General features: G+C 62.3%; 23 protein-coding genes. 13 read left to right on the top strand and 10 right to left on the bottom strand.

Going from position 1 to position 22,501, the window contains the following annotated elements:
* The 5 genes from DWA01_RS19955 to lpxK form a co-directional block, all read left to right on the top strand.
* Positions 1–1,052, top strand: a 1,052-nt coding sequence (locus DWA01_RS19955; protein ID WP_114287567.1) for a TldD/PmbA family protein, incomplete at its 5' end; no start/stop codon positions are given.
* Positions 1,039–1,836: an inositol monophosphatase family protein gene (locus DWA01_RS19950; protein WP_114287566.1), complete on the top strand. Its 798-nt coding sequence runs from the start codon at positions 1,039–1,041 to the stop codon at positions 1,834–1,836. The genes DWA01_RS19955 and DWA01_RS19950, both read left to right, overlap by 14 nt.
* 82 nt (positions 1,837–1,918) lie before the next feature.
* Positions 1,919–2,164: a DUF4170 domain-containing protein gene (locus DWA01_RS19945; protein ID WP_114287565.1), complete on the top strand. Its 246-nt coding sequence runs from the start codon at positions 1,919–1,921 to the stop codon at positions 2,162–2,164.
* A gap of 8 nt (positions 2,165–2,172) precedes the next feature.
* Complete coding sequence (locus DWA01_RS19940) at positions 2,173–3,459, top strand: 3-deoxy-D-manno-octulosonic acid transferase (protein WP_114287564.1); 1,287 nt, start codon at positions 2,173–2,175, stop codon at positions 3,457–3,459.
* On the top strand, positions 3,459–4,457 hold the full coding sequence (gene lpxK / locus DWA01_RS19935; protein WP_114287563.1) for a tetraacyldisaccharide 4'-kinase: 999 nt from the start codon (positions 3,459–3,461) through the stop codon (positions 4,455–4,457). The genes DWA01_RS19940 and lpxK overlap by 1 nt, the downstream gene beginning before the upstream one ends.
* Positions 4,458–4,749: 292 nt before the next feature.
* Here the strand turns inward: lpxK and DWA01_RS19930 are convergent, their stop codons facing one another.
* A complete protein-coding gene (locus tag DWA01_RS19930; protein ID WP_114287562.1) occupies positions 4,750–5,463 on the bottom strand; it encodes a DsbA family protein in 714 nt (237 codons plus the stop codon).
* Complete coding sequence (locus DWA01_RS19925) at positions 5,463–6,005, bottom strand: DUF721 domain-containing protein (RefSeq protein WP_114287561.1); 543 nt, start codon at positions 6,003–6,005, stop codon at positions 5,463–5,465. The genes DWA01_RS19930 and DWA01_RS19925 overlap by 1 nt, the downstream gene beginning before the upstream one ends.
* A gap of 84 nt (positions 6,006–6,089) precedes the next feature.
* On the opposite strand from DWA01_RS19925, the gene mutY reads away from it, so the two are divergent.
* The 3 genes from mutY to fosX all read left to right on the top strand — a co-directional run bounded on the left by mutY (position 6,090) and on the right by fosX (position 9,119).
* Positions 6,090–7,151, top strand: a complete 1,062-nt coding sequence (gene mutY / locus DWA01_RS19920) for an A/G-specific adenine glycosylase (protein ID WP_114287560.1) — start codon at positions 6,090–6,092, stop codon at positions 7,149–7,151.
* A gap of 400 nt (positions 7,152–7,551) precedes the next feature.
* The gene (locus DWA01_RS19915; RefSeq protein WP_114287569.1) at positions 7,552–8,631 is read left to right on the top strand and encodes an alkane 1-monooxygenase; all 1,080 of its coding nucleotides are present in this window, start codon (positions 7,552–7,554) and stop codon (positions 8,629–8,631) included.
* Between the two features lie 80 nt (positions 8,632–8,711).
* On the top strand, positions 8,712–9,119 hold the full coding sequence (gene fosX / locus DWA01_RS19910) for a FosX/FosE/FosI family fosfomycin resistance hydrolase (protein ID WP_114287559.1): 408 nt from the start codon (positions 8,712–8,714) through the stop codon (positions 9,117–9,119).
* Positions 9,120–9,277: 158 nt separating this feature from the next.
* Here fosX and DWA01_RS19905 read toward each other — a convergent pair whose 3' ends face one another.
* The 4 genes from DWA01_RS19905 to DWA01_RS19885 form a co-directional block, all read right to left on the bottom strand.
* A complete protein-coding gene (locus DWA01_RS19905) occupies positions 9,278–10,378 on the bottom strand; it encodes a site-specific DNA-methyltransferase (protein ID WP_114287558.1) in 1,101 nt (366 codons plus the stop codon).
* A 100-nt stretch (positions 10,379–10,478) separates the two neighbouring features.
* On the bottom strand, positions 10,479–11,105 hold the full coding sequence (locus DWA01_RS19900; RefSeq protein ID WP_114287557.1) for a ribonuclease HII: 627 nt from the start codon (positions 11,103–11,105) through the stop codon (positions 10,479–10,481).
* A gap of 511 nt (positions 11,106–11,616) precedes the next feature.
* On the bottom strand, positions 11,617–12,249 hold the full coding sequence (locus tag DWA01_RS19890; protein WP_114287555.1) for a LysE family translocator: 633 nt from the start codon (positions 12,247–12,249) through the stop codon (positions 11,617–11,619).
* Between the two features lie 418 nt (positions 12,250–12,667).
* Positions 12,668–13,129, bottom strand: a complete 462-nt coding sequence (locus DWA01_RS19885) for a hypothetical protein (RefSeq protein WP_136057791.1) — start codon at positions 13,127–13,129, stop codon at positions 12,668–12,670.
* Between the two features lie 194 nt (positions 13,130–13,323).
* Here DWA01_RS19885 and DWA01_RS19880 point away from each other — a divergent pair, with 194 nt between their 5' ends.
* The 3 genes from DWA01_RS19880 (at position 13,324) to DWA01_RS19870 (ending at position 16,107) form a co-directional block, all read left to right on the top strand.
* Entirely contained in the window at positions 13,324–13,623 is a 300-nt protein-coding gene (locus tag DWA01_RS19880) for a hypothetical protein (RefSeq protein WP_114287553.1), read from the top strand.
* Positions 13,565–14,296: a winged helix-turn-helix domain-containing protein gene (locus DWA01_RS19875; RefSeq protein ID WP_114287552.1), complete on the top strand. Its 732-nt coding sequence runs from the start codon at positions 13,565–13,567 to the stop codon at positions 14,294–14,296. The genes DWA01_RS19880 and DWA01_RS19875 overlap by 59 nt, the downstream gene beginning before the upstream one ends.
* A 647-nt stretch (positions 14,297–14,943) precedes the next feature.
* The gene (locus DWA01_RS19870; RefSeq protein ID WP_114287551.1) at positions 14,944–16,107 is read left to right on the top strand and encodes an SAM-dependent methyltransferase; all 1,164 of its coding nucleotides are present in this window, start codon (positions 14,944–14,946) and stop codon (positions 16,105–16,107) included.
* A gap of 40 nt (positions 16,108–16,147) precedes the next feature.
* On the opposite strand, the gene DWA01_RS19865 is transcribed toward DWA01_RS19870, so the two are convergent.
* Genes DWA01_RS19865 through DWA01_RS19850 form a run of 4 tightly spaced genes read right to left on the bottom strand, consistent with a single transcriptional unit; the run spans position 16,148 to position 21,093 of the window.
* Entirely contained in the window at positions 16,148–17,614 is a 1,467-nt protein-coding gene (locus DWA01_RS19865) for an aldehyde dehydrogenase (protein ID WP_114287550.1), read from the bottom strand.
* Between the two features lie 9 nt (positions 17,615–17,623).
* Positions 17,624–18,661 (bottom strand): LLM class flavin-dependent oxidoreductase, encoded by a 1,038-nt coding sequence (locus DWA01_RS19860; RefSeq protein WP_114287549.1) that lies wholly within the window; start codon positions 18,659–18,661, stop codon positions 17,624–17,626.
* A 4-nt stretch (positions 18,662–18,665) separates the two neighbouring features.
* Positions 18,666–20,519, bottom strand: a complete 1,854-nt coding sequence (locus DWA01_RS23930; protein ID WP_114287548.1) for an alpha/beta fold hydrolase — start codon at positions 20,517–20,519, stop codon at positions 18,666–18,668.
* Complete coding sequence (locus DWA01_RS19850) at positions 20,491–21,093, bottom strand: amino acid synthesis family protein (RefSeq protein ID WP_114287547.1); 603 nt, start codon at positions 21,091–21,093, stop codon at positions 20,491–20,493. The genes DWA01_RS23930 and DWA01_RS19850 overlap by 29 nt, the downstream gene beginning before the upstream one ends.
* Before the next feature lie 109 nt (positions 21,094–21,202).
* Here DWA01_RS19850 and DWA01_RS19845 point away from each other — a divergent pair, with 109 nt between their 5' ends.
* Positions 21,203–21,895 carry a GntR family transcriptional regulator gene (locus tag DWA01_RS19845; protein WP_114287568.1) on the top strand — a complete coding sequence of 231 codons (693 nt, stop codon included), beginning with the start codon at positions 21,203–21,205 and terminating at the stop codon, positions 21,893–21,895.
* 12 nt (positions 21,896–21,907) lie between these two features.
* The gene (locus DWA01_RS19840; protein WP_114287546.1) at positions 21,908–22,225 is read left to right on the top strand and encodes a DUF1330 domain-containing protein; all 318 of its coding nucleotides are present in this window, start codon (positions 21,908–21,910) and stop codon (positions 22,223–22,225) included.
* Positions 22,226–22,501 lie beyond the last annotated feature (276 nt).

Below are 22,501 nucleotides of genomic sequence, written 5' to 3'. Positions count from 1 at the left end.
TCGCGGATGCGTGCAAGCTCGACGCGCGGCGCGAAGCGGCCGGTCTGGATCTGTATGATCCCAGCGACGAGCCCGCCCCGGCAGCGCTGGAAGAAGACGCCCGCCGTGCTGAAGAGACGGCACTTGCCGTTGAGGGCATCCGCACCGTGCAATCGGCCTCCGCCGGCTACGGGCGCCGCGCCTTCCATATGGCGGCCAGCAACGGTTTTGAAGGCGGCTACATGCGCAGCGACCGCGCCCTGTCCTGTGTTGCCATTGCCGGCGACGGCAGCAATATGGAGCGCGATTATGCCGGCGAAAGCCGCATTTTCCAGACCGACCTGCCCGATGCGGTCGAGATCGGTCAGCTGGCGGCGGAACGCACGCTTGCCCGGATGGGCGCGCGCAAACCCAAAACCGGATCCTATCCGGTGCTGTTTGACGAACGGGTTTCCTCCAGCCTGATCGGGCATTTGCTTGGCGCCATCAATGGTGCCGCCATTGCCCGCGGTTCTTCCTGGGCTCTGGATGCCAAGGGTACGCTGATGCTGCCAGAATCCCTGTCCGTCATTGAGGATCCCCATCGCCGCCGCGCTTCCGGGTCGCGTTATTTTGACGGCGAAGGCCTGGCCACCGCGCCGCGCGCCATCGTTGAGAACGGCGTATTGAGCGACTGGACCCTGGATCTGGCGACCGCCCGCAAACTGGGACTGAACAGCACTGCAAACGCGTCGCGCGGCACCTCCTCGCCGCCCTCGCCTTCGACCAGCAATATCGCGCTGACCCAGGGCGACAAAAGCCGCGCAGACCTGATCCGCGAGATGGGCACCGGGCTGCTTGTCACCTCGATGATCGGCTCATCAATCAGTGCGACCACCGGCGATTACAGCCGCGGCGCCGCCGGGTTCTGGGTGGAAAACGGCGAGATCACCTATGCGGTCAATGAGTGCACCATCGCCGGAAACCTGCGTGATATGCTGCGGAGCCTGGTGCCCGCCAATGACGCCCGCGCCTACCTGTCCGCGGTGGTGCCTTCGTTGCTCGTTGAGGGGCTGACCCTTGCCGGCGAATAGTGACCTGACCCTTCTGTCTGACGCCGCACGGGCGGCAGGGGACATCGCCAAACCCTACTGGCGTGCCGATCCGCAGACCTGGGACAAAGGCGATGGTGCCGGCCCGGTTTCGGAGGCAGATCTGGCGGTCAACCGCATGCTGCACGCGGAGTTGCAACAGGCGCGGCCGGGTTATGGCTGGTTGTCTGAAGAGAGCGAAGACAGCAGGGAACGGCTTGAGAAGGACAGGGTTTTCATCATTGACCCGATCGACGGCACCCGCGCGTTTCTCAACGGTGACAGCCATTGGTCGCACTCCCTCGCCATTGCGGAACAAGGGCAGGTCATCGCTGCCGCCGTCTACCTGCCGGTGCTCGACAGGCTGTATCTTGCGGCACGCGGGTCAGGCGCGACGCTGAATGGCGAGAAGATATCAGTCTCCGCGCGCCGCGAGATTGACGGCGCCACCGTGCTGGCGGCAAAACGGGTGCTGGAGCCGGCGTTCTGGCCTGGTGGCATCCCGCCGGTAGAGCGCCATTTCCGCCCCTCTCTGGCCTATCGCTTGTCGCTGGTGGCCCAGGGGCGCTTTGACGCCATGCTGGTCATGAGAGACACGTGGGAGTGGGATGTCGCGGCGGGCAGCCTGCTGGTGCAGGAAGCCGGTGGAGAGGTCACCGACAGCCGGGGCAACACGCTACGTTTCAACAACCCGCGCCCGGCGCTGAAGGGCATGATTGCGGCGCCATCTCCGATCCATTCCATTCTCTGCCGTCATCTGCAGCCCACCGCGACAAATCTACGCTGAAGCTGGTGCGTACCCTGTGTTAACTTGACCCCTGGCGTGCGTAGACTAGGGTGCAGCCAACTCAATTGACCCCGGAGCCCCCATGGCACAACGTTTGCATCTCGTATTTGGCGGCGAATTGACCGATCCCAGCCGCAACGCGTTCAAAAACGTCGACGATATCCATGTTGTCGGTATTTTTCCCGATTATGACAGCGCTTACAATGCCTGGAAATCAGAAGCCCAGCGCACGGTCGACAACGCACATATGCGCTATTTTATCGCCCATATTCATCGCCTGCGCGACGAAGCCGCCGCGGCATCACCCACCGAAGAACTGGGAAACTGATCTGAATTATGGGCCGGTCGCTGACGCTATCCCTCTATCTGGCAGCTGCCCGCAGAGGCGACGCCATTGTCAGGCGGCGCCTGCTGCGCCGCGACGGCACGCCGGCCCATGCCCGCCAGAGAATGGGCCAGTCCCCCGGTCCCCGCCCGGAAGGGCCGGTGGTCTGGCTGCATCTGGCCCGACCGGAATTCTTCAGCCATGTGCGCGACCTGCTGCACCGGATGGCAGACCAGAGACCCGAGCTGTGTTTTGTGCTGACCGTGCCGCAGCACAATGCGCAAACCCTTGATCCTGCAGATCTTCCCAATGGCAGCAAGATGATACTGGCGCCCAGCGACACCGGTCGTTCGGTGCGCAATTTCCTCGATCACTGGCGGCCCGAACTTTGCATCTGGGTCGGGCTCGATCTGCGGCCGTTGCTCTGTGTCGAGACGGAGCGGCGTGACATAGCCATGCTGGCGATTGACGGGCCACAGGTGCAGGTCTTGCAGCGGAACTGGCGTTGGTTTCCCGGTCTGACCGGCGCGATCATGTCCCGGTTTTCCCGCACCCTGGTCAAAGATGCTTCTGCCGCCATCCGCCGCCGTAAGCTGGGGGTGCCGCCCCGCAGCATAGAAGAGCTGGGCCAGTTGGAGGAAACCACCCCGGCGCTGCCCTGCAATGAGGCCGAGCGCGATGCGCTGGCCTCAGATATTGCCGCCCGCCCGGTCTGGCTGGCGGCGCAGATTTGCGGCGAAGAGGACGAAATCATCATGCAGGCCCATTGCGCGGCGCTGAAACGGGCGCACCGGCTGCTGCTGATCCTGGTGCCCGATGATCCGGCGCGCGCCAGTGAGATCGCCGGGCGCTATGCGCTGGAAGGTCTGAGCGTGGCAATCCGCTCGGAAGGGCAGGACCCGGGGCCGGAAATACAGGTCTATATCGCTGATTATGAAGACGAAATGGGGCTGTGGTACCGCCTGGCGCCCCTTTCATTTATGGGGCGCTCAATCGGGGCGGGCGGCGGCATTACGCCCAATGATCCCGCTGCGCTGGGATCTGCCATTCTGCACGGGCCGAATGTGCATAATTTCCGCGACGCTTATGCACGGCTGGCGGCGGCGGGTGCGACGATACTGGTGCGCGATGCCGAGCAGTTAAGCGCGGCAATTGAGTTGCTGCAAGCCCCTGACAAACCTGCCGTAATGGCGCATGCGGCCTGGGATATCTCCTCCAGCGCCGCCGAGGTCACCGACCGGTTGATCCAGCTCGGGTTTGAAGCGATCGACTTGCGCGAAGAACGGGGGGTGCTCTGATGCAGCCGCCCCGTTTCTGGCACAATGATCCGGCGCGCCCCGGCTGGAAAGCACGCTTGCTGGCACCCCTGGCAGCGCTCTATGCAAACGCGACAAAACGCCGGTTGATGAAGCCCGGATATAAGGCGCAAGTGCCTGTAATCTGTATCGGAAACATCAATGCGGGCGGCACCGGAAAGACGCCTGCCGCCATCGCTCTGGTGCAGTTTTTGCAGGGCTGGAATCTGTCGGTGCATGTGGTCAGCCGCGGCTATGGCGGCAGCTTGAAAGGGCCGGTTCAGGTGGACGAGAGACGGCACAAAGCGGACCAGACTGGCGATGAACCATTACTGCTGGCGGCGTTTTGCGCGACCTGGGTTTCAAAGGACCGTGCCGCCGGGGTGAAGGCCGCAGAAGCCGCTGGTGCGGAGGTAATTCTGCTCGATGACGGCTTCCAGAACCCCAGCGTAATCAAAGACATATCGGTAATTGTGGTGGACGCCAACCTGGGCTTTGGCAATGGGCGGGTGATGCCTGCGGGGCCTTTGCGCGAACCGGTGGCGACGGGCATGGCGCGGGGCGACCTGGTGCTGTCGATCGGCGGTGATGCGGCGCAGCAGAGGTTCCGGGATCGCTGGGGTGATGCGGTGCCCCTGCCCCATGCATCGGGCGAACTAAAACCGCTTTATACCGGCATGGACTGGCAGGATCTGCCGGTTCTGGCCTTTGCTGGTATCGGCTATCCACAGAAATTTTTTGATACATTAGAACGGCTTGGCGCCGATTTGATCCATGGCGAAGCGCTGGATGATCACCAGCCTCTGACGCCGGCGCTGATGACGCGGCTGGAGGGCGAAGCGCGTCTGCGCGGCGCCCAGATGGTGACCACGGAAAAGGACGCCGTGCGGCTGCCCAAGGCGTTCCGCCTGAAAGTTCTGACCCTGGTGGTGCGGCTTGAGATCGCCGACTGGACCCCGCTGGAAGCCGCGCTGCGCAAAGTGGTGCTTTCGCCACGTTAAGCCCTGCGGGCGCCGGGTTCGCACCTGGTTTACCGCTGCGAACTTATGTGAATTTTGCACATTTCGAGCCTCGGGTTGTGTAAAAGCGGGAACGAAAGGGGACTGTGGCCTTCAAAGCCGGTTCTCAAGCAGAGCGCCGTTCGTTTGGGGCAAGCCCCGGAGCCTCGCATTTCCCCCAAAAAACGCTCAGTCGGACTTATTGCCAACTTTGGCGTGGTCTCCACCAGGGCCTGACGAAGTCCCAAAACGTCCCGGCCCACCAGATGGCAGGCCGGTTATTTTAACGTGTCGCTTATTCCGCCAGGCGGGCGTCGAGTTCTGCCGAAAAATCCTCGTAGGAGATGTTGGAGAACTTGGTGCCGTCGATCAGGAAGCTTGGGGTCGAGTTGATGCCGTCGCGCGCGGCGTTGGTTTCATAGAGCGCCACCATGGCCTGAGCTTTGGCGCCGTCCGCCATGCAAACGTCGAGTTCGGCGTCGCTGATGCCGGCGGTTTTGCCGATGCGGCGCAGGTTCTCAACGATGGTGGCGGGCTCATTGCCGCCGGCGATCCATTCTTTTTGATTCTTGTACATCAGGTCAGCGATGCCGAAGTAACGCTCCTGACCGCCGCAGCGCGCCACCATACCGGCCCAGAGGCCAAAACGGTCGAAATAGACTTCGCGGTAGACCAGACGCACTTTGCCGGTGTCGATATATTCAGACTTCAGCTTTGGCAGCACCTGGTCGTGGAAGCGGGCGCAATGGGGGCAGGTGAAAGAGGCATATTCGATGATCTCAACCGGGGCGTCGGCGCTGCCCAGCACCATTTCCAGCACCACAGGTGTGGAGATGCCCGGCCCGGTATCGGTGCCGCCGGCCGTGGTGGTGTCGCTGGCGACGGTGGTCGTCGTCTCAGTGCTGGTGGTGGCCTCAGTGGGCACAGCGGAGCTGTCAGACATGGCGGTGGCCATGCCGCCGTTCAGCGATACAAACAGCGCTGTCACTATTACAAAAACGTTCTTCATCAGGGTTTCCTCTGGTTTTCTTTATTTTTAGTCAGCACGTTTTGTGCCAGCTGTTCCAATGCGGCGCGCAGGTCGTCGTCGCCGACAGGGGCGGCGACATCATGGGCCTGGGCCTGAATTTCGGGATCGGCAGGTTTTTGCGCTTTGGGCGCGGTGGAGAACTGGGCCTGACCTTCGGCAAAACCGGTGGCGGCGGTCTGGGTGATGCGGATATGGCTGATGGCGGCATAGCCGTAACAGGCGTTCACCCGCTCTTTGATCTGGGGCAACTGGGCCTGCAGCATCGGCGCCTGGGCGCCGGTGGTGAGCAGTGTCAGCGTGGCACCAAAGCCGCCGCGCGCATAGCCGATCTTGACCGGACGCGCCACCGCGGCGGTGGCTTCGCCGACGAACTCGGCCCAGTGGGTCAGCAGTCGGGTCTCGGCAAAACCACGGCTTTCGCTGGTCTTGCGGATCTGGCTCTGCAGCAGCGAGGATGTGCGTTCAAACCCCCGCTTGCGCCGGTCCGGGCCGCGCCAGGGCTTTTTCAGTTTGCCGGTCATATAGGGCCTGTATCAGTTTGCTGGCTTATTTTAGGCTGCAACTGCTAAGACACCAGCAGAAACAGATCGGGCGGGATGTAAATATTGCGTGATGTAGAGCAAACGGCGGCATTGCTGGCCTGGTACGACGAACATGCACGCGAAATGCCCTGGCGGGTGGGACCGGATGCGCGCAGAGCGGAGGTGCGGCCGGATCCATACAGGGTATGGTTGTCTGAGGTGATGTTGCAGCAGACCACCGTGGCGGCGGTGCGCGCCTATTTCCTGCGATTCACTCTGCGCTGGCCGACGGTTCAGGATCTGGCGGCGGCACAGGACGCGGATGTGATGGCGGAGTGGGCCGGACTTGGCTATTACGCCCGCGCCCGCAACTTGTTGAAATGCGCCCGTGTTGTGGCGGATGAGCTGGGCGGGGTGTTTCCGCGTGACCAGGCCGGGCTGATGGCTTTGCCGGGCATCGGACCTTATACCTCGGCGGCCATTGCGGCCATTGCTTTTGATCAACCGGCGGTGGTGGTGGATGGCAATGTGGAGCGGGTGATGGCGCGCATATATGCGGTGCAGGCGCCTTTGCCGGGCTCAAAACCCGCGCTGACCGCATTGGCGGCGCGGCTGACCCCTGTGCGGCGCCCCGGTGATTACGCCCAGGCGGTGATGGATCTGGGCGCCACTGTCTGTACGCCAAAGTCGCCCGATTGCGGGGTTTGCCCATGGGCGGCGCCCTGTCAGGCCCGCGCGAAAGGGCTGCAGGCGGAATTGCCGCGCAAGGTGGCGAAAAAACCAAAACCAACGCGGCTGGGATATGCCTATCTGGCGCGACGCAATGATGGCGCCTGGTTGCTTGAACGCCGCCCGGACCGGGGTTTGCTCGGCGGCATGCTGGGCTGGCCTGGTGCAGAATGGGGCGATGTGGCGGTTGAAGCGCCGCCCTTTGCCGCCACCTGGCGCAATATGGGCGAGGTGAAACATACCTTCACCCATTTCCATCTGCAGCTGCAGGTGATGGTGGCGGCGGCGGCCGGGGAAAACCCGCAAACCGGGCATTTTGTGACGCAGGAGCGCTTTGACGCCGGGGATTTACCGACGGTGATGCGTAAAGCATTTGATCTTGCGCATTCCAAAGCCGCAGAGTGGCAGCCAGGGTGATGTGAGCTGAGACAGGTGAGGCCGCTGCGGTGGTGCCGGAGAAGGAATTGAAAATATGACAGATCCCCGCCCCGGCGCCGGTTCAGATACAAATGCAGCGGGTGTTTCGCTCACAGGTGAAGATGCTGTTGCGAGCGATGACCTAAAGGCGGGGCCGTGCGCCGACCTGGACGCACGTCACGCAACATCCACAGACCACGCCACGCACCACTCTGCGGCACCTTCTTTGGGTCCGGCTGCGGCTGCCTCTGCGCACCCCGCCCCTGACACCGGCCCGGCGGCTGCCAAGGCTGGCGGCTCGTCTGCGGGCGATGGCGCCACGCGCGTTGCAACCCGTTCCCCGGCCGCTTATTCCGTTCCCCGCTTTCGTGATGCTGCGCCGTTCTGGTTGTCGCTGCTGATGCTGCCGCTGGCGGCGCTGGGGTTGTTTTATGGCGGCTGGTTTGTGGTGCTGCTGCCGCTTTATGGCTGGTGGCTTTTTACCCTGCTGGATGCGGTGTTCGGGGTGAACGTGAACAATGCGGATCCTGACACGCCGGAAAGCGCGCTGTTCTGGCACCGGCTGATCACGATGATCTGGCCGCCACTGCAATTTGGGCTGATCTTTGGCAGTATCTGGTGGGTGACCCGCTCAGGCCAGCTGGGCTGGATTGAGCTGAGCGTGCTGTTCTTTGGCATCGGATCGGCCAGTGGCACCGTCGGCATCGTTTATGGCCATGAGTTGATGCATCAAAAAAACCACCTTGAGCGCAGACTGGCGGACCTGTTGCTGGCGATGGTGCTCTACAGCCATTTCCGTTCCGAGCACTTGCTGGTGCATCACCGCCATGTGGGCACACCGGCGGATGCGGTGACGGCGCGCTATAATGAGGGGTTTCACCACTATTTCTGGCGGGTGTTGTTTGAATGTCCGCGTTCGGCCTGGAGAGCAGAAGTGGCGATGCTGGCGCGGCGTGGGCGCGGGGCGTTTCACCCCAACAATCCGTTCTGGCGCTATGCGGTGCTGCAACTGGCGATGCTGGGCCTGGCCTGGCTGGTGGGTGGCGGGCTTGGCCTGGCGCTGTTTGGCTGGCAGGCGCTGGTGGCGGTCTGGCAGCTGGAGCTGACCAATTATGTTGAGCATTACGGGCTGACGCGCGAACACCTGGGTGAGGGGCGCTATGAGCACGTCAAACCGCATCACAGCTGGAACGCCGCCCATACCGCCTCCAACTGGCTGCTGATCAACCTGCAGCGTCACTCGGATCACCATTACAAACCTGACCGGCGCTTTCCGCTGTTGCAGAACTGGGGCCACGATGATGCGCCGCAACTGCCCTTTGGCTATCCGTTGATGGCGACAGTGGCGATGGTGCCGCCCCTGTGGCGCCGCCGGATGAACCCGAGGGTGCGGGCCTGGCGCAAACGCTATTACCCGCATATCAGTGACTGGTCTGCCTATAAGGCGGCGAGCAATCCGAAGCCGCGCGGCAGTGTGTGAAGCAGCCACCGCGCTGCGGGAACGCTGACTGCGGGCGCTCAGGTGCATCGGGTGGACTATGATCTGTTGAAGAGAGCAAAATGATCGAAGGTCTGAGCCACATCACTTTTGTTGTCAGCGACCTGGACCGGATGGAAGAGATCCTGGTGCGGGTGCTCGATGCGGTGCGTGTTTATGACAGCGGCGAAGATACCTATTCCCTGTCCAGGGAGCGGTTTTATGACATTGCCGGCCTGTGGATCGCGGTAATGGAGGGTGAGGCGTTACCGTGCAAGAGCTACAACCACGTCGCATTCAAAATCAGTGACTGTGACTATGACGATCGTCTGGCGCGGGTGCGCGCCTTGGGGCTGGAGCTGCGCGAGGGGCGCGCCCGGGTGGCAGGCGAAGGGCGGTCGGTGTATTTTTACGGGCCCGACAATCACCTGTTTGAGCTGCACAGTGGCACGCTGGAAGACCGGCTGGCGCGCTATAACAGCAGGGGCTGATCCTGCCCGCGCGCGCCTCGATGGCAGATTAAAAAAGGCCCCGCCAGAAGGCGGGGCAGTCATACCGGTTGGGCGTCAGGCCACAGGCACCGGCGGTAAATGAGCCGCCCCCGCGCACCACTCGCTGGGCGCAAGAGTTTGGGCGCAGGGGCTGGCAATCAGTTCATTTCGGAGCGGATTTGCTGGCGCAAGGTATCAATCGAGGTGTCTTTGCCCTCGTGTTTGAAGGTCCAGTAGGTCCAGCCATTGCAGCTTGGCGCGCCCTCCAGCGAAGCACCGACCTGGTGGATTGAGCCCTGTACTGTGTCGGAAACCAGGGTACCGTCGGCGCGGATTTTGGCCGCATGACGCCCGTTGGGCGAGCGCAGGGTTTCGCCGGGGCGCAGCATGCCGCGTTCCACCAGCGCGCCAAAAGGTACACGCGGCTGGGCGCGTTTGGACTGGGTCACCTGCAGCGCTTCATTGTCGAGCTTGCGGGTGTTTTTGATCCGGGCCTCGGCCACTTTGCGGTATTTCGCTTCGCGCTCAATGCCGATGAAATTCCGCCCCAACATTTTGGCGACAGCGCCGGTGGTGCCGGAACCAAAAAACGGGTCGAGAATCACGTCACCAGGATTGGTAGAGCCCAGGATCACCCGGTGCAGGAGGGATTCGGGTTTTTGTGTCGGATGGGCTTTGTCGCCGTTTTCATCCTTGAGCCGCTCATGGCCGTTACAGATCGGCAGCACCCAGTCAGAGCGCATCTGAATGCCCTCATTCAGGGCTTTCAGCGCCTCGTAATTAAACGTGGCTTTGGATTTTTCCGACTTGGAGGCCCAGATCATGGTCTCGTGCGCATTGGTCAAGCGTTTGCCACGGAAGTTGGGCATCGGGTTGGATTTGCGCCAGATCACGTCATTGAGGATCCAGAAGCCCTGGTCCTGCAGCGCGGTGCCGACACGGAAGATGTTGTGGTAGGAGCCGATCACCCAGATGGCGCCATTGGGCTTGAGCAGACGGTGCGCCGCTTTCAACCAGGCGGTGGAGAACTTGTCATAGGCTTTGAAGGACGCGAACTGGTCCCAGTCATCATCCACCGCATCGACTTTGGAATTGTCGGGCCGGTGAAGATCGCCTTTGAGTTGCAGGTTGTAGGGGGGATCGGCGAAAATAAGGTCAACGGAAGCGGCCGGCAGGCTGTTCATCATCTCGATGCAATCGCCGGACAATATCGTATTGATCGGAAGCGTTACCGCTTCCTGGCTCAGGGTTTTAGTCATGTACTGCCTCATAGATCTGCGCCATTTTTGACGCTTATTTTATGGCCCCAATGATGAGTCATCCAGGATTCAGGGTCAATTTGTTTTTTGAAACAGCGGGTTAGTTATTCGCTTGATACAAGATCTTGTGTACCGGCTTAAAACTTCGTCTATGGGCGGGAGTCACTCCGAGCGTCTGCAGCGCTTCCAGGTGCGCTTTCACCGGGTAACCACTGTTTTTCTCCCAGCCATAGCCCGGATACTGTTGCGCCAGATCCACCATAAGCCGGTCGCGCCAGGTCTTGGCGATGATCGATGCGGCGGCGATGGAGACCGATTTACTGTCGCCTTTCACCACCGCTTCGGCGGTAATGTTCAGCCCATTGGGGATCATATTGCCGTCGACCAGAACGTAGTCGGCGGCCTGGCTGAGACCCTCTACGGCGCGGGTCATGGCGATGTGGCTGGCGCGCAGGATATTGTGGGTGTCGATCTCCTCCACCGTGCAGGCGCCGATCGACACATCCGCCACCGCCATGATCTGATCATAGAGCGCCTCGCGGCGTTTGGCGGTCAGTTTCTTGGAATCGTTCAGCCCTTCGGGGATGTTGTCGGGGTCGAGCCAGACCGCCGCGGCGACGACAGGCCCGGCCAGAGGACCCCGCCCGACCTCATCGGTGCCGACAACACGGGTTGCGCCCTGCGCCCGGGCGGCGCGCTCATAGCTGTAATCTGGTGCAGTTTTCATGGGCAGCAGATTGCGGATTTTTGCCCGTCTGGCAATCCCCCGCGGACGCCAGCCCCCAGGTGCGCTTGTTCAGACGCTCCAGGCCGGACGTCTGGCGCCTGTCGCTGGCGGTGCCGGCGGCGGCTGCGCCACAAAACAGCACCGGGACCGAAACTGGCGTTGTGGCCGCGCGTGAAGCTGTATGGGTGCTGCGGCCCACTGAACTCTCCCTGGCCACATCAGCCGTGCTGTGCGCCGGGGCGCGACGCTGCGGCCCTGGCCAAAAACAACGGCACCGCCAGGCGGGCGCGCGGCGCCAGGGTTTTTGCGGCGGCAGAGATCAGCGGGCCGCAGCCCCGCGGGGCACAGGGTTCACACAGACGATCCGCCGGGAAAACCTGTCCTGTGAACCAACCCGCGCCACCTGTCCGTGCCACCTGCCCGGACAATGCCATATCGCCGGCTCAGCTGCTGGCGTGGCTCAGCCAGTGGCGTGCTTTAGCCGGCGGCGTGGCTCAGCAGGGGCCCCGGTTCAACCGGTGGCGCGTTTCAGCGCGGCGGTCATCACCCCCATCGAAATCAGCGCGCCGCCGCCCAGCCGGGTGAACCAGGCAAGAACCGAGGGCCGCGCAATACGGTGGCGCAGCCGGTCCGCCAGCAGCGCGTAACTCAGAGTGTTGATCACTGCGAGGCCGACAAATGTGGCGATCAGGATCACGAACTGCGGCAGCAGCGCCCGCTCCGGGCTCACAAACTGCGGCACAAAGGCGATGAAAAAGACGATGGATTTCGGGTTGAGTGCGGTGACGGCGGTGGCGTGGCCAAAGACATTGCGGCCAGGGGATTTGTCGCGCGACGCGATCTCGCCCAGCGTGGTGGTTGAGGCGCTGCGCAGAAGTTTGACCCCGAGATAGATCAGATACAGCGCCCCGACCCATTTCAGCGCCACAAACAGAGTGGCCGTGGTCAGCACCAGCGCCCCCAGCCCGGCCAGCGACGCGCTCATCGCGATCAAATCGCCCAGCGCCACGCCGGCAACTGTGGCCAGCGCCACGCTGCGGCCCTGGCTGAGAGCATAGCTGAGCACAAGCAGGACCGTGGGGCCAGGGATCAGCAGAAAGGCGGTCGATGCGGCCACGAAGGTGAGCCAGAGTTGCAGATCCATGGGAGGTGTCCTTTGTCAGTTGCCTGCGCAGCCAGCCACAGGAAATGCGGGCTGTAAAGCAGAGTTTCCATTTGATGGAATGCGAAATGAAAAAAGGGGCAGAAGCGGCTGCTCCTGCCCCAGGTGTGGGCGTGGTTATGGGGTAACCGCGCCCGCCCGAAAAGGGCTTACTCGTTAAGGGTACGGGTGTGTGGCCGCCTGGTCGCGGGAGTGGCCAGGCGGCCAGGTCGGGTGGCAGTGGCGGCGGGTGGGGGACCGGGATTGCCGCCCCGCCCGGCGTGCCGCTCTGCGTCAGATCCGGGACGGTGCAGCGCCTCGCTGCTGTGCCCCGGGGCCGTGTTTCACTGCTGTGTCTCATTGCTGTGTCTCACTGCTGTGTATCAGTGCTGTGTCTCACTGCAGAGCCTGGGTGGCGGGCTCAGTAACGTGCCTCCATGCGGTAGCCGTTGTTGCGCAGGCAGCGGGCTTTGTACATTTTGCGCCAGTTGCCGCGGGTGCGCACTTCGCGCAGACATGTTACCGGCAGCATTTTTGCGCGTTTCAGGTTTTTGCGCAGGCAACGCTGGCCCAGAAAGTTCTGCATGCCACGGCGGGTGCTGATCCGGGTCACGCATTTGCGTGGCAGCGTCCAGTGATTGTATTTGCCAATCTGGCGGCCCGGGCGGATCACCGGGCGGACCTGACGGACTGGCGCGCGGCTAACCAGACGGCTGCTGCTGCGGTTGCTCCTGACCGCTTCGCTGATGGCATAAAGGGCCGCGATCCCGATCAGCGCTTTGGCCACATCATTCTGGCCAGCCTGCGCCGGGGTGGCGGTGGCGGTGACACTTGTGACCGCGAGGGTCAGGGAGATAAGGGCGGCGGTGATGGTGCGTTTCATCGGGATCATCCTTCTGTTGGCGTGCCGGGTGGCGCGGCGTCTCGGGTAGTTGCCGGTATCGCCCGGCGGGTTGGGATGAGATGAATGTGCGCCCCGTTCCAAAGAAACCCAATATCAGCGGATGGTTATCGGATATCAGGTGAAAAATGCCGCGTGTTATTGAATAACCGGACGCGCTGATCCAAGGTCGGGGCATGAAACATATAACCTCTCTCGCCCTGCCGCTCGCCTTTGTGAGCCTGATGATCGCGGCCAGCCCGGCCAGTGCCGGCTGTTACGCGGATTACAAAGCCAAACGCGACAATCCGCTGAAGCTGCACTATGGCGTCCTTGAACTGCCGGCCTCAGCCTGCTCCGCCGCCGCCGCCAAACGTGTGGCCCGCCAGAAGCTGGCGGCCGACAGTTGGACATTGCTGCGGATTCTGTCAGTATTTGATGACAGTGGGTTGTCCGAAAGGAAGGCGAGTGCCGGCAAATATTTCCTCCGCTATTGAGGCGAGTCGCGGCGGGCGGATTGTGGCAATTGGTCTTGGCGCCATTGTTGCGATCCTGCTTCTGGCCGCAGTGTTATTGTTCCTGTCCCTGCCCGACGCCAACGCGTTTAACGCGCGGGTCGAGCAATTGTTTATCGAGAATGACGATCTGACCTCCGGGGCGCAGATCAAACTTCTGGAAATCCTCGCCCAGTCCGGCACCGCTTTTTCTGACACGCTTGCCAGCTACCGGATGGTGATATTTGTGCTGTTGATTTTTGCCACGGCGATGATGATTGCGGCGCTGGTGTTTCTGATTTTTCTCGCCGCTTTCAACCGCCGGATGGGCGAGATTGAGCGCGCCGGCATCCAAGTCTCCTCGCTGATCATCAGCCGCGAGGAAAAAACCGTCTATCTGAACAATATGGAATTCAGGCTGACACAGGCGGCGATTGAAACTCTGTCGGTGCTGGCGGAAGCGCGCATGGACGAGGACATGCTGTCCGGGGCCGAACTTGAAGCGATGGTCTCGGGGCGCAATGCGGTGGATTGCGACGAGGCCGCCGGTGCCACCAGGATCAAACGGCTGCGCGACACGCTGGGCAATCAGATGGTCAGCGAGATGCTGGTGAAAAACATCTCGCGCAAAGGCTATGTGCTGGCGATCGACAAAGAGGTGATCCGGATTTTGTAAGCTGCAAGCCCGGGCGTCCGGCGTCCGGGAGCTTTCTGAAACCGGTGCCCCCGCCGCGTCCGGCGTCCGCAGCCTTCTGAAACCAGCGTCCCCCGCCGCGTCCGGCGTCCGCAGCCTTCTGAAACCAGCGTCCCCCGCCGCGTCCGGCGTCCGCAGCCTTCTGAAACCGGCGTCCCTGCTGCGTCCGCCGTCCACGGTCTTCTGAAACCGGTGTCCCTGCCGCGCCCGGCGTCCGGGCTCTACTGACGCCGGCGCCCGTGTCGTGCCTTCTACCTGGGGACTGCGGTTGGCAGGCTCCGCCACCTCCGGCGATTGCCGTCCGGCGCGGCCGTCAGCCGGCTGCGCGCTATACCCTTGGGATTATTGCCCAAAGGTGATTTTTCGGCTAAAATTAACTATGTCCTGCCTCCAAAGCGGGCAAGGGCGCGCTGAACACCGGGCCTCTGAAGGGGCGTTTGGATGGGAGTATCGACGGGAGATTGGCTGGCCTGACCATGGGCTGACATCTGTCCGACGGTGCACATCCCGCAAGACGGCAGTCCCACGCCTGTCTGCCCGCTGGGGCGGGGCACCGCAGGACCTGTTGGCTGCGGCGGGACGACCAGTAAGACTGTTGGGAAACTGGCGGGGATATTTGGGGTAAGGCAATGTTATTTGTAACTAAAAAGATAAAACACGCATTTTTGGACAGCTGTGCCCGCATCCGCACCGGCTCCATTCGTCTGCGCACCCCGGAGGGCGAAGTGTTTGATTTTGGCAATGGCACCCCCCAGGGACAGATGCATATTCATGACTGGTCCGTGGTCGCGGCGATGGCGTCGCGCGGCGATATCGGCCTTGGCGAGGCCTATGTGGCCGGGCTGTGGGACACGCCGTCGATTTCGGATCTGATCTCGGTGGGTCTGCTGAACAAGACACAATTCAGCGGATTTGACACGCCTGGATTCTGGAGCGTGTTGAAATACCGGATGGTGAACCGGCTGCTGCGCGCCAATACCACGCGCGGCGCGGCGCGCAATATCCGCGCCCATTATGACGTGGGAAACGCGTTCTATCAGCTGTGGTTGGATCCGGGCATGACCTATTCCTCGGCACTTTTTGCCCCGGGAGACCGGGATCTGGAACGCGGCCAGGCCCGCAAATATGACCGCATTTTAAACCGGTTGAGCCCGGGGGAACGGGTGTTGGAAATCGGCTGTGGCTGGGGCGGGTTTGCCGAACGCGCCACGGACAGCGGCCGCCATGTCACCGGGCTGACCATTTCACCGAGCCAGAAGGGCTATGCCGACGCCCGGCTGGAGGGGCGCGCAGATATCCGGCTGCAGGACTACCGCGACAGCGACGGGCGCTTTGACAATATCGTCTCCATTGAAATGATTGAGGCGGTGGGCGAGAGTTACTGGCCGGAATATTTCAGCACGCTGAAACGGCGGCTGTCAGAGAATGGCCGTGCGGTGGTCCAGGCGATTACAGTGCCGGACAACTATTTTGCCATCTACCGCAAAAGCTCCGATTACATCCGCCATTACACGTTTCCCGGCGGCATGTTGCTGAGCAACAAGGTGATTGCGGATCAGGCGCAAAAAGCCGGGTTGATGATCCGCGACAGTTTTGCTTTTGGGCCCGATTATGCCGCAACCTGCCAGGTCTGGAGCGACCGGATTGACGCCAAGAGCGCGCAGATCACCCGGCTGGGCTATGATCTGCAATTTATCCGCAACTGGAAATTTTATCTCGAAATCTGCGCCGCCTCTTTTGCCACCGCGCAGACCGACGTGGTCCAGGTCGAACTGAGCCACAGTCCGGAGTGACGCAGCGGCCCGGGAGAGGAGCCGCTGCGCCGCGCCGTCGTCAGCGCATCACAAACGGGTCCGGGATCGGGTCGTCCGAAGTGCGCAGCCAGACCGTTTTCACCCTGGTATAATCCAGCGCCGCCTGCAGCCCGCCTTCGCGGCCGTGCCCCGACAACCCATGGCCACCAAAAGGCGCGACCGGGCTGACAGCGCGGTAGGTGTTGACCCAGACGATGCCGGCGCGGATGCCCCGGATCATGCGGTGCGCCCGGGTCAGACTGCGGGTAAAGACGCCGGACGCGAGACCAAAGTCAGTGTCATTGGCCAGCCGCAGCGCCTCTTCTTCGGTGTCAAAGCTGAGCACCGAAAGCACCGGAGCAAAGAATTCCTGGTGAACACAGGGCGCGTTCGGCGCATCAGAACAGTCCAGGATGGTGGGCGGGAAATAAAACCCGTCGCCAGAGGGCACGGTTCCGCCAGTGATCAGACCTGCGCCCTGATCAATCGATTTTGCAATCAGATCCAGCGCATGATCGCGCTGCGCCAGGGTGCAGAGCGGGCCGACTTCGGTGGCCATGTCATCCGGGGCACCGATCACCACCGCTTCGGCTTTGGCTTTCAGCCGGGCGAGGAAGTCATCCTTGATCTGCGCGCTGATGATCAGGCGGGAGCCGGCAACACAGCTTTGACCCGTGGCGGCGAAAATGCCGGAGATCTGCGCATTCACCGCGCTGTCGATATCAGCGTCTTCAAACACGATAAAGGGGGATTTACCGCCCAGTTCCAGCGAGGTGGAGGCGAGGTTTTCTGCTGAGTTGCGCACGATGTGACGGGCGGTGTCCGGGCCGCCGGTGAAAGCGACATGGGCGATTTTGGGATGCCGGGTCAGCACTGCGCCGCACTCCGCGCCAAAACCGGTGACGACGTTGAGCACACCGGGCGGAAAGCCCGCCTGATGCGCGATCCGGGCGAATTCCAGCAGGGGCGCCGGTGCTTCCTCAGAAGCTTTGACCACCAGGGTGCAGCCAGCAGCGAGCGCCGGGCCGATTTTCACCGCCGAGAGGAACAGCTGAGAATTCCACGGCACGATGGCGGCCACAACGCCCAGCGGTTCCCGGCGCAGCCAGACCTCCATATCGGGTTTGTCGATCGGCAGGTGGGCGCCTTCGATTTTGTCCGCCAGCCCGGCGTAATAGCGGTAATAGTCAGCGACATAGGCGATCTGGGCGCTGGTTTCACGGATGATCTTGCCGGTGTCCCGCGTTTCGATTTCCGCCAGATGCTGCGCATTCTCAGCGATCAGATCCGCCAGCCTGTGCAGCAGCTTGCCACGCTGGGTGGCGGTCAGGCCGGCCCATTCCGGCGCGTAAAACGCCCGCTCCGCCGCCTCGACGGCACGGTTCACATCCGCGCTGCGCGCCTCGGGCATCAGCGCCCAGGGACGGCCGGTGGACGGGTCGGTGCTGGGGAACTGCGCCGAAGCGTCGGAAAATTCACCGTCGATATACTGCTGAAACTGTTGCATGGAAATCCCTTACTGAAACACCGGCATGACATCCTGGATGAAGCGTTCAAGCGAGGCTTTTTTACGCTCAAAGCTCATGCCGGAGTCGATCCAGAACGAATATTCATCATAGCCCAGCGCCTGATATTTTTGCAGCCGTTCAATCACGGTATCGGCGGTGGCGATGACATTGTCACGCAACATCGCCTCGGCAGAGTAAAACGGGTGCGCGGCGATTTCGTCTTCGCTGAGCGGTGCGATCAGACCCTGGCTGACCTCGCGTTCATTTTTAAACCAGGCGCCGAAATAACAGTAGAAGCGGTTGATTTCTTCCGCCGCCAGTTGCGCGTCCTCATCGGACGCGGCGACATAGGTGTGGTTGAGCAGCATGATTTTGGGCCGCGGCATGCCGGCGTTGCTGGCGCAGGCCGTGTTGAACCGCTCCATCAGGCTTTCAATTTCACTGTCGCCCATCCAGAGTGGGGTGACCTGGACGTTGCAGCCATTGGCCACCGCAAAGTCGTGGCTGTTGGGATCGCGTGCGGCCACCCAGATCGGAGGGCCGGGCTGTTGCAGCGGTTTTGGCGAAGAGGTGGTTTTTGGGAACTGGAAATACTCGCCGTCATGGCTGTAGTCGCCCTGCCACAGTTTTTGCACCGCGGGGATGACTTCGCGCAGGCGCTGACCGGCCTCCCAGGCGTCCATGCCCGGCATCAGCCGTTCATATTCATAGCTGTAAGCGCCGCGCGCCACACCAAGATCCAGCCGGCCGTCCATGATCAGGTCGGCCATCGCCGCTTCGCCCGCCAGTTTGATCGGATGCCAGAACGGCGCGATCACAGTGCCGGTGCCGAGACGCACATTTTTGGTGCGCCGGGCCAGGTCGACCAGGCTGATGAACGGGTTGGGCGCGATGGTAAAATTCATGCCGTGATGTTCACCGGTCCAGATCGCATGCATGCCGCCCTGATCAGCGATCTGGCACAATTCCAGAAATTCCTCATAGAGTTCCTTCTGGCTGTCGTCAGTCGACACACGCTCGAGGTGGAGAAAAAGAGAGAATTTCATAGGATCAGTTCCCGGATTGAATGGGGCGCACTTCGCCACGTTGCTGGTCGCCGAAATAGACGCCGTAATTGCCAAACTGGTTTTCGCTGGCGAAGCGTTCCAGCATGATGCGCAGGGCCGGGTCGGTGATCTCCATCAGCGTCGAAGTGCTGAGCGTGGTGAACACGCCGCCGGACGGGTCGCCTTCGCTGGCCTGGCAGAGGAAAGAAATATGCTGGTGCTTGCGGACGCTGTCTTCAAACACCGAATAGATGAAGCCCGGCGCGGCAGTGATACCGGTCTGCGCGATCAGCGTGCGCAGCGCGGCGGTGGCGCCTTCTTTGCCGACTTTGGTTTCCGGCAGTTTCAGCCCGCCGTTGCCATCATCCAGCAGCAATACTTCGCCGGCGCGTTCAATCAGCGCCGACACAACAACATTGGCACCATGGTTCAGCGCTTCGGCTTCCTGGGCGGCGGTGACATAGGCACCACGCGCATAACCAAGCCCCGGCGCGGTTGAGGTGTCAAAGGCTTCGACCTGGCCAATCAGGATCACGTGGTCGCCCGCCTCCACCACTTTGTGCATGGAGCAGTCAAACCAGGCGGACACGCCGTCAAACACCGGGGCGCCATGGGGGCCGGCACGCCAGGTGACCGCGGCAAACCGGTCATCCACCGGGCGGGCAAAGGTGTTGGAGACGTCTTTCTGCTCTTCCGCCAGCACATTGATGCCAAAGCCTGTCGCCTGGGTCAGAGTGTCATAATTGGAGGAGGACCTGGCAAGGCAGACCAGCAGCAGGGGCGGATCCAGCGACACGCTGGAAAAGGAGTTGGCGGTAAAACCAATCGGCGCGCCGTCTTTGTTGCGGGCGGTGACAACGGTAACGCCGGTCATGAAGGTGCCAAAGGCGTCGCGCAGGGCGCGGGGATCCAGCTTGGTCATCGGGGTCTCCTTTGCATGGGTCGGGTTGGCACCTGTCGGCGGTGTCGCTGCGGTGGTGACAGCGGTAGAGACGGTGGTATGGTCGGTGGTATGGTCGGTGGTGCGCACGGTGGTGGTGACCGGCGGGTTTGGCACCGGTCTTTGCAACCAGGTCCGCAGCGCCTCAGTCACCGCTTCGGGTGCAGTCAGGTTTACCATATGACGGTGGCCCTGAAGAATCACCGCTTCACCGTTTTGGCTGGCCGCCGCCATCGCACGGGCCATATCCGGGGTCGAGTTCAGGTCGCCGTCGCCGGTCAGCGCCAGCATCGGGCAGCTTACGCTTGCCCAACCGTCTGCATAGGTGCGGTCGCCGCGGGCAAAGGCGCCGTAAGCAGTGGCATAGCCCGCCATATCCACAGCAGACAGCCAGTCGGCAACCTGCATCCGCGCCGCCTGGTCAGAGGCGCTGTCGCCAAACCAGCGTTTCAGCGGTGTTTCCAGATCGACCTTACCGGCGCGGATCTCCTGCGCCCGCAGCTCGACCGCCGCGCGGGCGGTCGCATCGCGGCGATACACGCCGTTGAGCAGCGCCACGCGGCTTACATTGTCCGGGTGACTGACCGCATAACCACCGGCAATCAGCGCCCCCATGGAGTGACCGGCCAGGTTGACCGGGCCGAGGTCCAGCGCCGCAAGCACCGCGTGCAGCCAGGCCACAAAGTCCGGCAGTTCCGCGCTGTCGGGCAGCGGATCACTGCCGCCGTGCCCCGGCATATCAAGCGCGATGACCCGGTAATCCGTAGCAAGCGAGTCAAGCTGTGGCGCCCAGGCGGCGGATTGCATGCCGACGCCGTGGATCAGCACCAGCGGTGCGCCGGCGCCTTTGACGCGGCAGGTGACCCGGCGGCGGGTGCCGCCATTGGGCTCAGACAGATGCAGGGTTGTCAATGTCATGGCCGAGATCCCTGAGGTCCTGATAACGGTCGCCGATGCGGTGATGCGGACGGCCGCCGATGGAGGCGCCAAGCGCGATCACCATTTCATCGGGGCCCGGCGCATCGGCCACCGACAGCTGGATTGTCAGGTAGTGCGACCGCCGGCCGCCGTCGTTTTTATCCATCAGCGGGATCATCAGCGGCGCATTGGCCGGGCCACGGGTGTTGCAGAAGGCCAGGTAAGATTTAGCGCCGACAGCTTCGCGGTAATGGTTGCCAAAACGCAGGGTGTGGATCAGGCCGGAGGCGTGTTCGATCTCGCCGTTGACCCCGACAATGGCGGATTTGCCATAGCCTTCCACCTTGTCACCGCCGCCGGCAGCATCGAGCACCATTTTGGTCAGCAACTCGCCCAGACCCGGCGCACAGTCGAGGATCGCCGGCTTCAGGTCTTCGACAAAGCCCTGCCCGGCCCAGGGATTTTTAATCACCGCCACCGCAGCGATCATTTTAAGCGGCTGGGGCGCGACCTTGCCGCCCTCAATAAGCGTTTCCTCGATATGCAGCAGTGTTTTGCGGATTTCAGCGGGCATTGGCAGGTCTCACGGGTTGGGTGTCTGTTGGTCGTAATCATGGTATACCATAATACGGCATGTCAAGAAATTCTTGCCCCCCTGCCCGGTGACTGTTATGGATTGCGCCATGGATAAATCTGATCTTTCCCATCTGAAAATACTGCAACCACCTGCCACGCTTAGAGAAATCGTGCAGGAGAAAATGCGGGCGGCCATTATCGAAGGCCATTTCAAACCCGGGCAACGGCTGGTGGAACGTCCGCTGTGCGATCAGCTCGGCGTCAGCCGCACCGTGATTCGCGAGACGATCCGCTATCTGGAGGCCGAGGGGCTGGTGGAAATCCAACCCAACAAAGGGCCGATTGTGGCGCGGTTGGACTGGGACATTGCGGGGCAGATTTATGACATCCGGCTGCTGCTGGAAACCAGCGCCGCGGTGGCCTGTGCCCAAGCCGGCACCCCGGGGCTGGAGGCGGCACTGCGCGCAGCCCTCGCCCGGCTGAAACAGGCGTTTGAAGACGGCACACCCGGGGCGCTGTTCCGGGCCAGCACCGGGTTTTACCAGGTGATCTTTGACGCCGCCGGGCATCACATCGCCTGGGAAACGGTGCAGCGGCTGAACGGGCGGATCAGCCGGTTGCGGCTGATGACCCTGTCCACCAGCGACCGCCACACCTCTGGGTTCGCCCATATGCAGGCGATCTGTGATGCAATCATTGCCCGGGATCCAAAGGCGACCAAGCAGGCGGTGCAGGCGCATCTCCGCGATGCGCGCGCCATTGCCGGGCGCTTGCTGGCGGCGGAAAACAGCAGTGAATAAAGGATATAAAGCATGAGCAAAGCCTATTGGGTGGCCCATGTCACCGTCACTGATCCGGCGCGATACGCCGGTTATATGGAACTGGCTCCGGCCGCGTTCAAGAAATACGGCGCCAGGTTCCTGGCCCGGGGTGTTGATGCGCAAACGCTGGAAGGCGAGGTATGGCAGCGCCATGTGGTCATTGAATTTGACGATATGGACCGGGCGCTGGCCTGCTATAACTCGCCGGAATACCGCGCGGCCCGTGCCCTGCGCGAAGGTGTGTGCAAGGCCAGTGTGACGCTGGTGAACGGGCTGGGCGACCAGGGTCACGGGTCCGGTCAGTCCTGACGCCGGGCGGCAGGCAGTTTTACCGCCTGCGTCAACCGGGCGCTGCCAGCGCGCTGGAGGGTCGTGCGGGTCCGTCGTGTTCTGGTCGTCGTATTTGCCTGTCGTGCTGCTCCGTCAGGTTCTGGCCGTCGTGACCTGGCCGTCGTATTCTGGCCGCTGTGCTGGTCCGTCAGGGTCTGGCCGTCGTGTTTGTCTGTCGCGCGGGTCCGTCGTGCTGGTCCGTCATTCTGCTCCGTCAGGTTCTGGCCGCTACGCCGCGCCCTCTGCCCCGTGCTG

This window comes from Candidatus Halocynthiibacter alkanivorans (genome assembly GCF_003333265.1).
In the GTDB taxonomy this organism is placed as follows: domain Bacteria; phylum Pseudomonadota; class Alphaproteobacteria; order Rhodobacterales; family Rhodobacteraceae; genus Halocyntiibacter_A; species Halocyntiibacter_A alkanivorans.
Note: the sequence above shows the minus strand (reverse complement) of the source record. Positions and strands in the feature narration are given on the sequence as shown.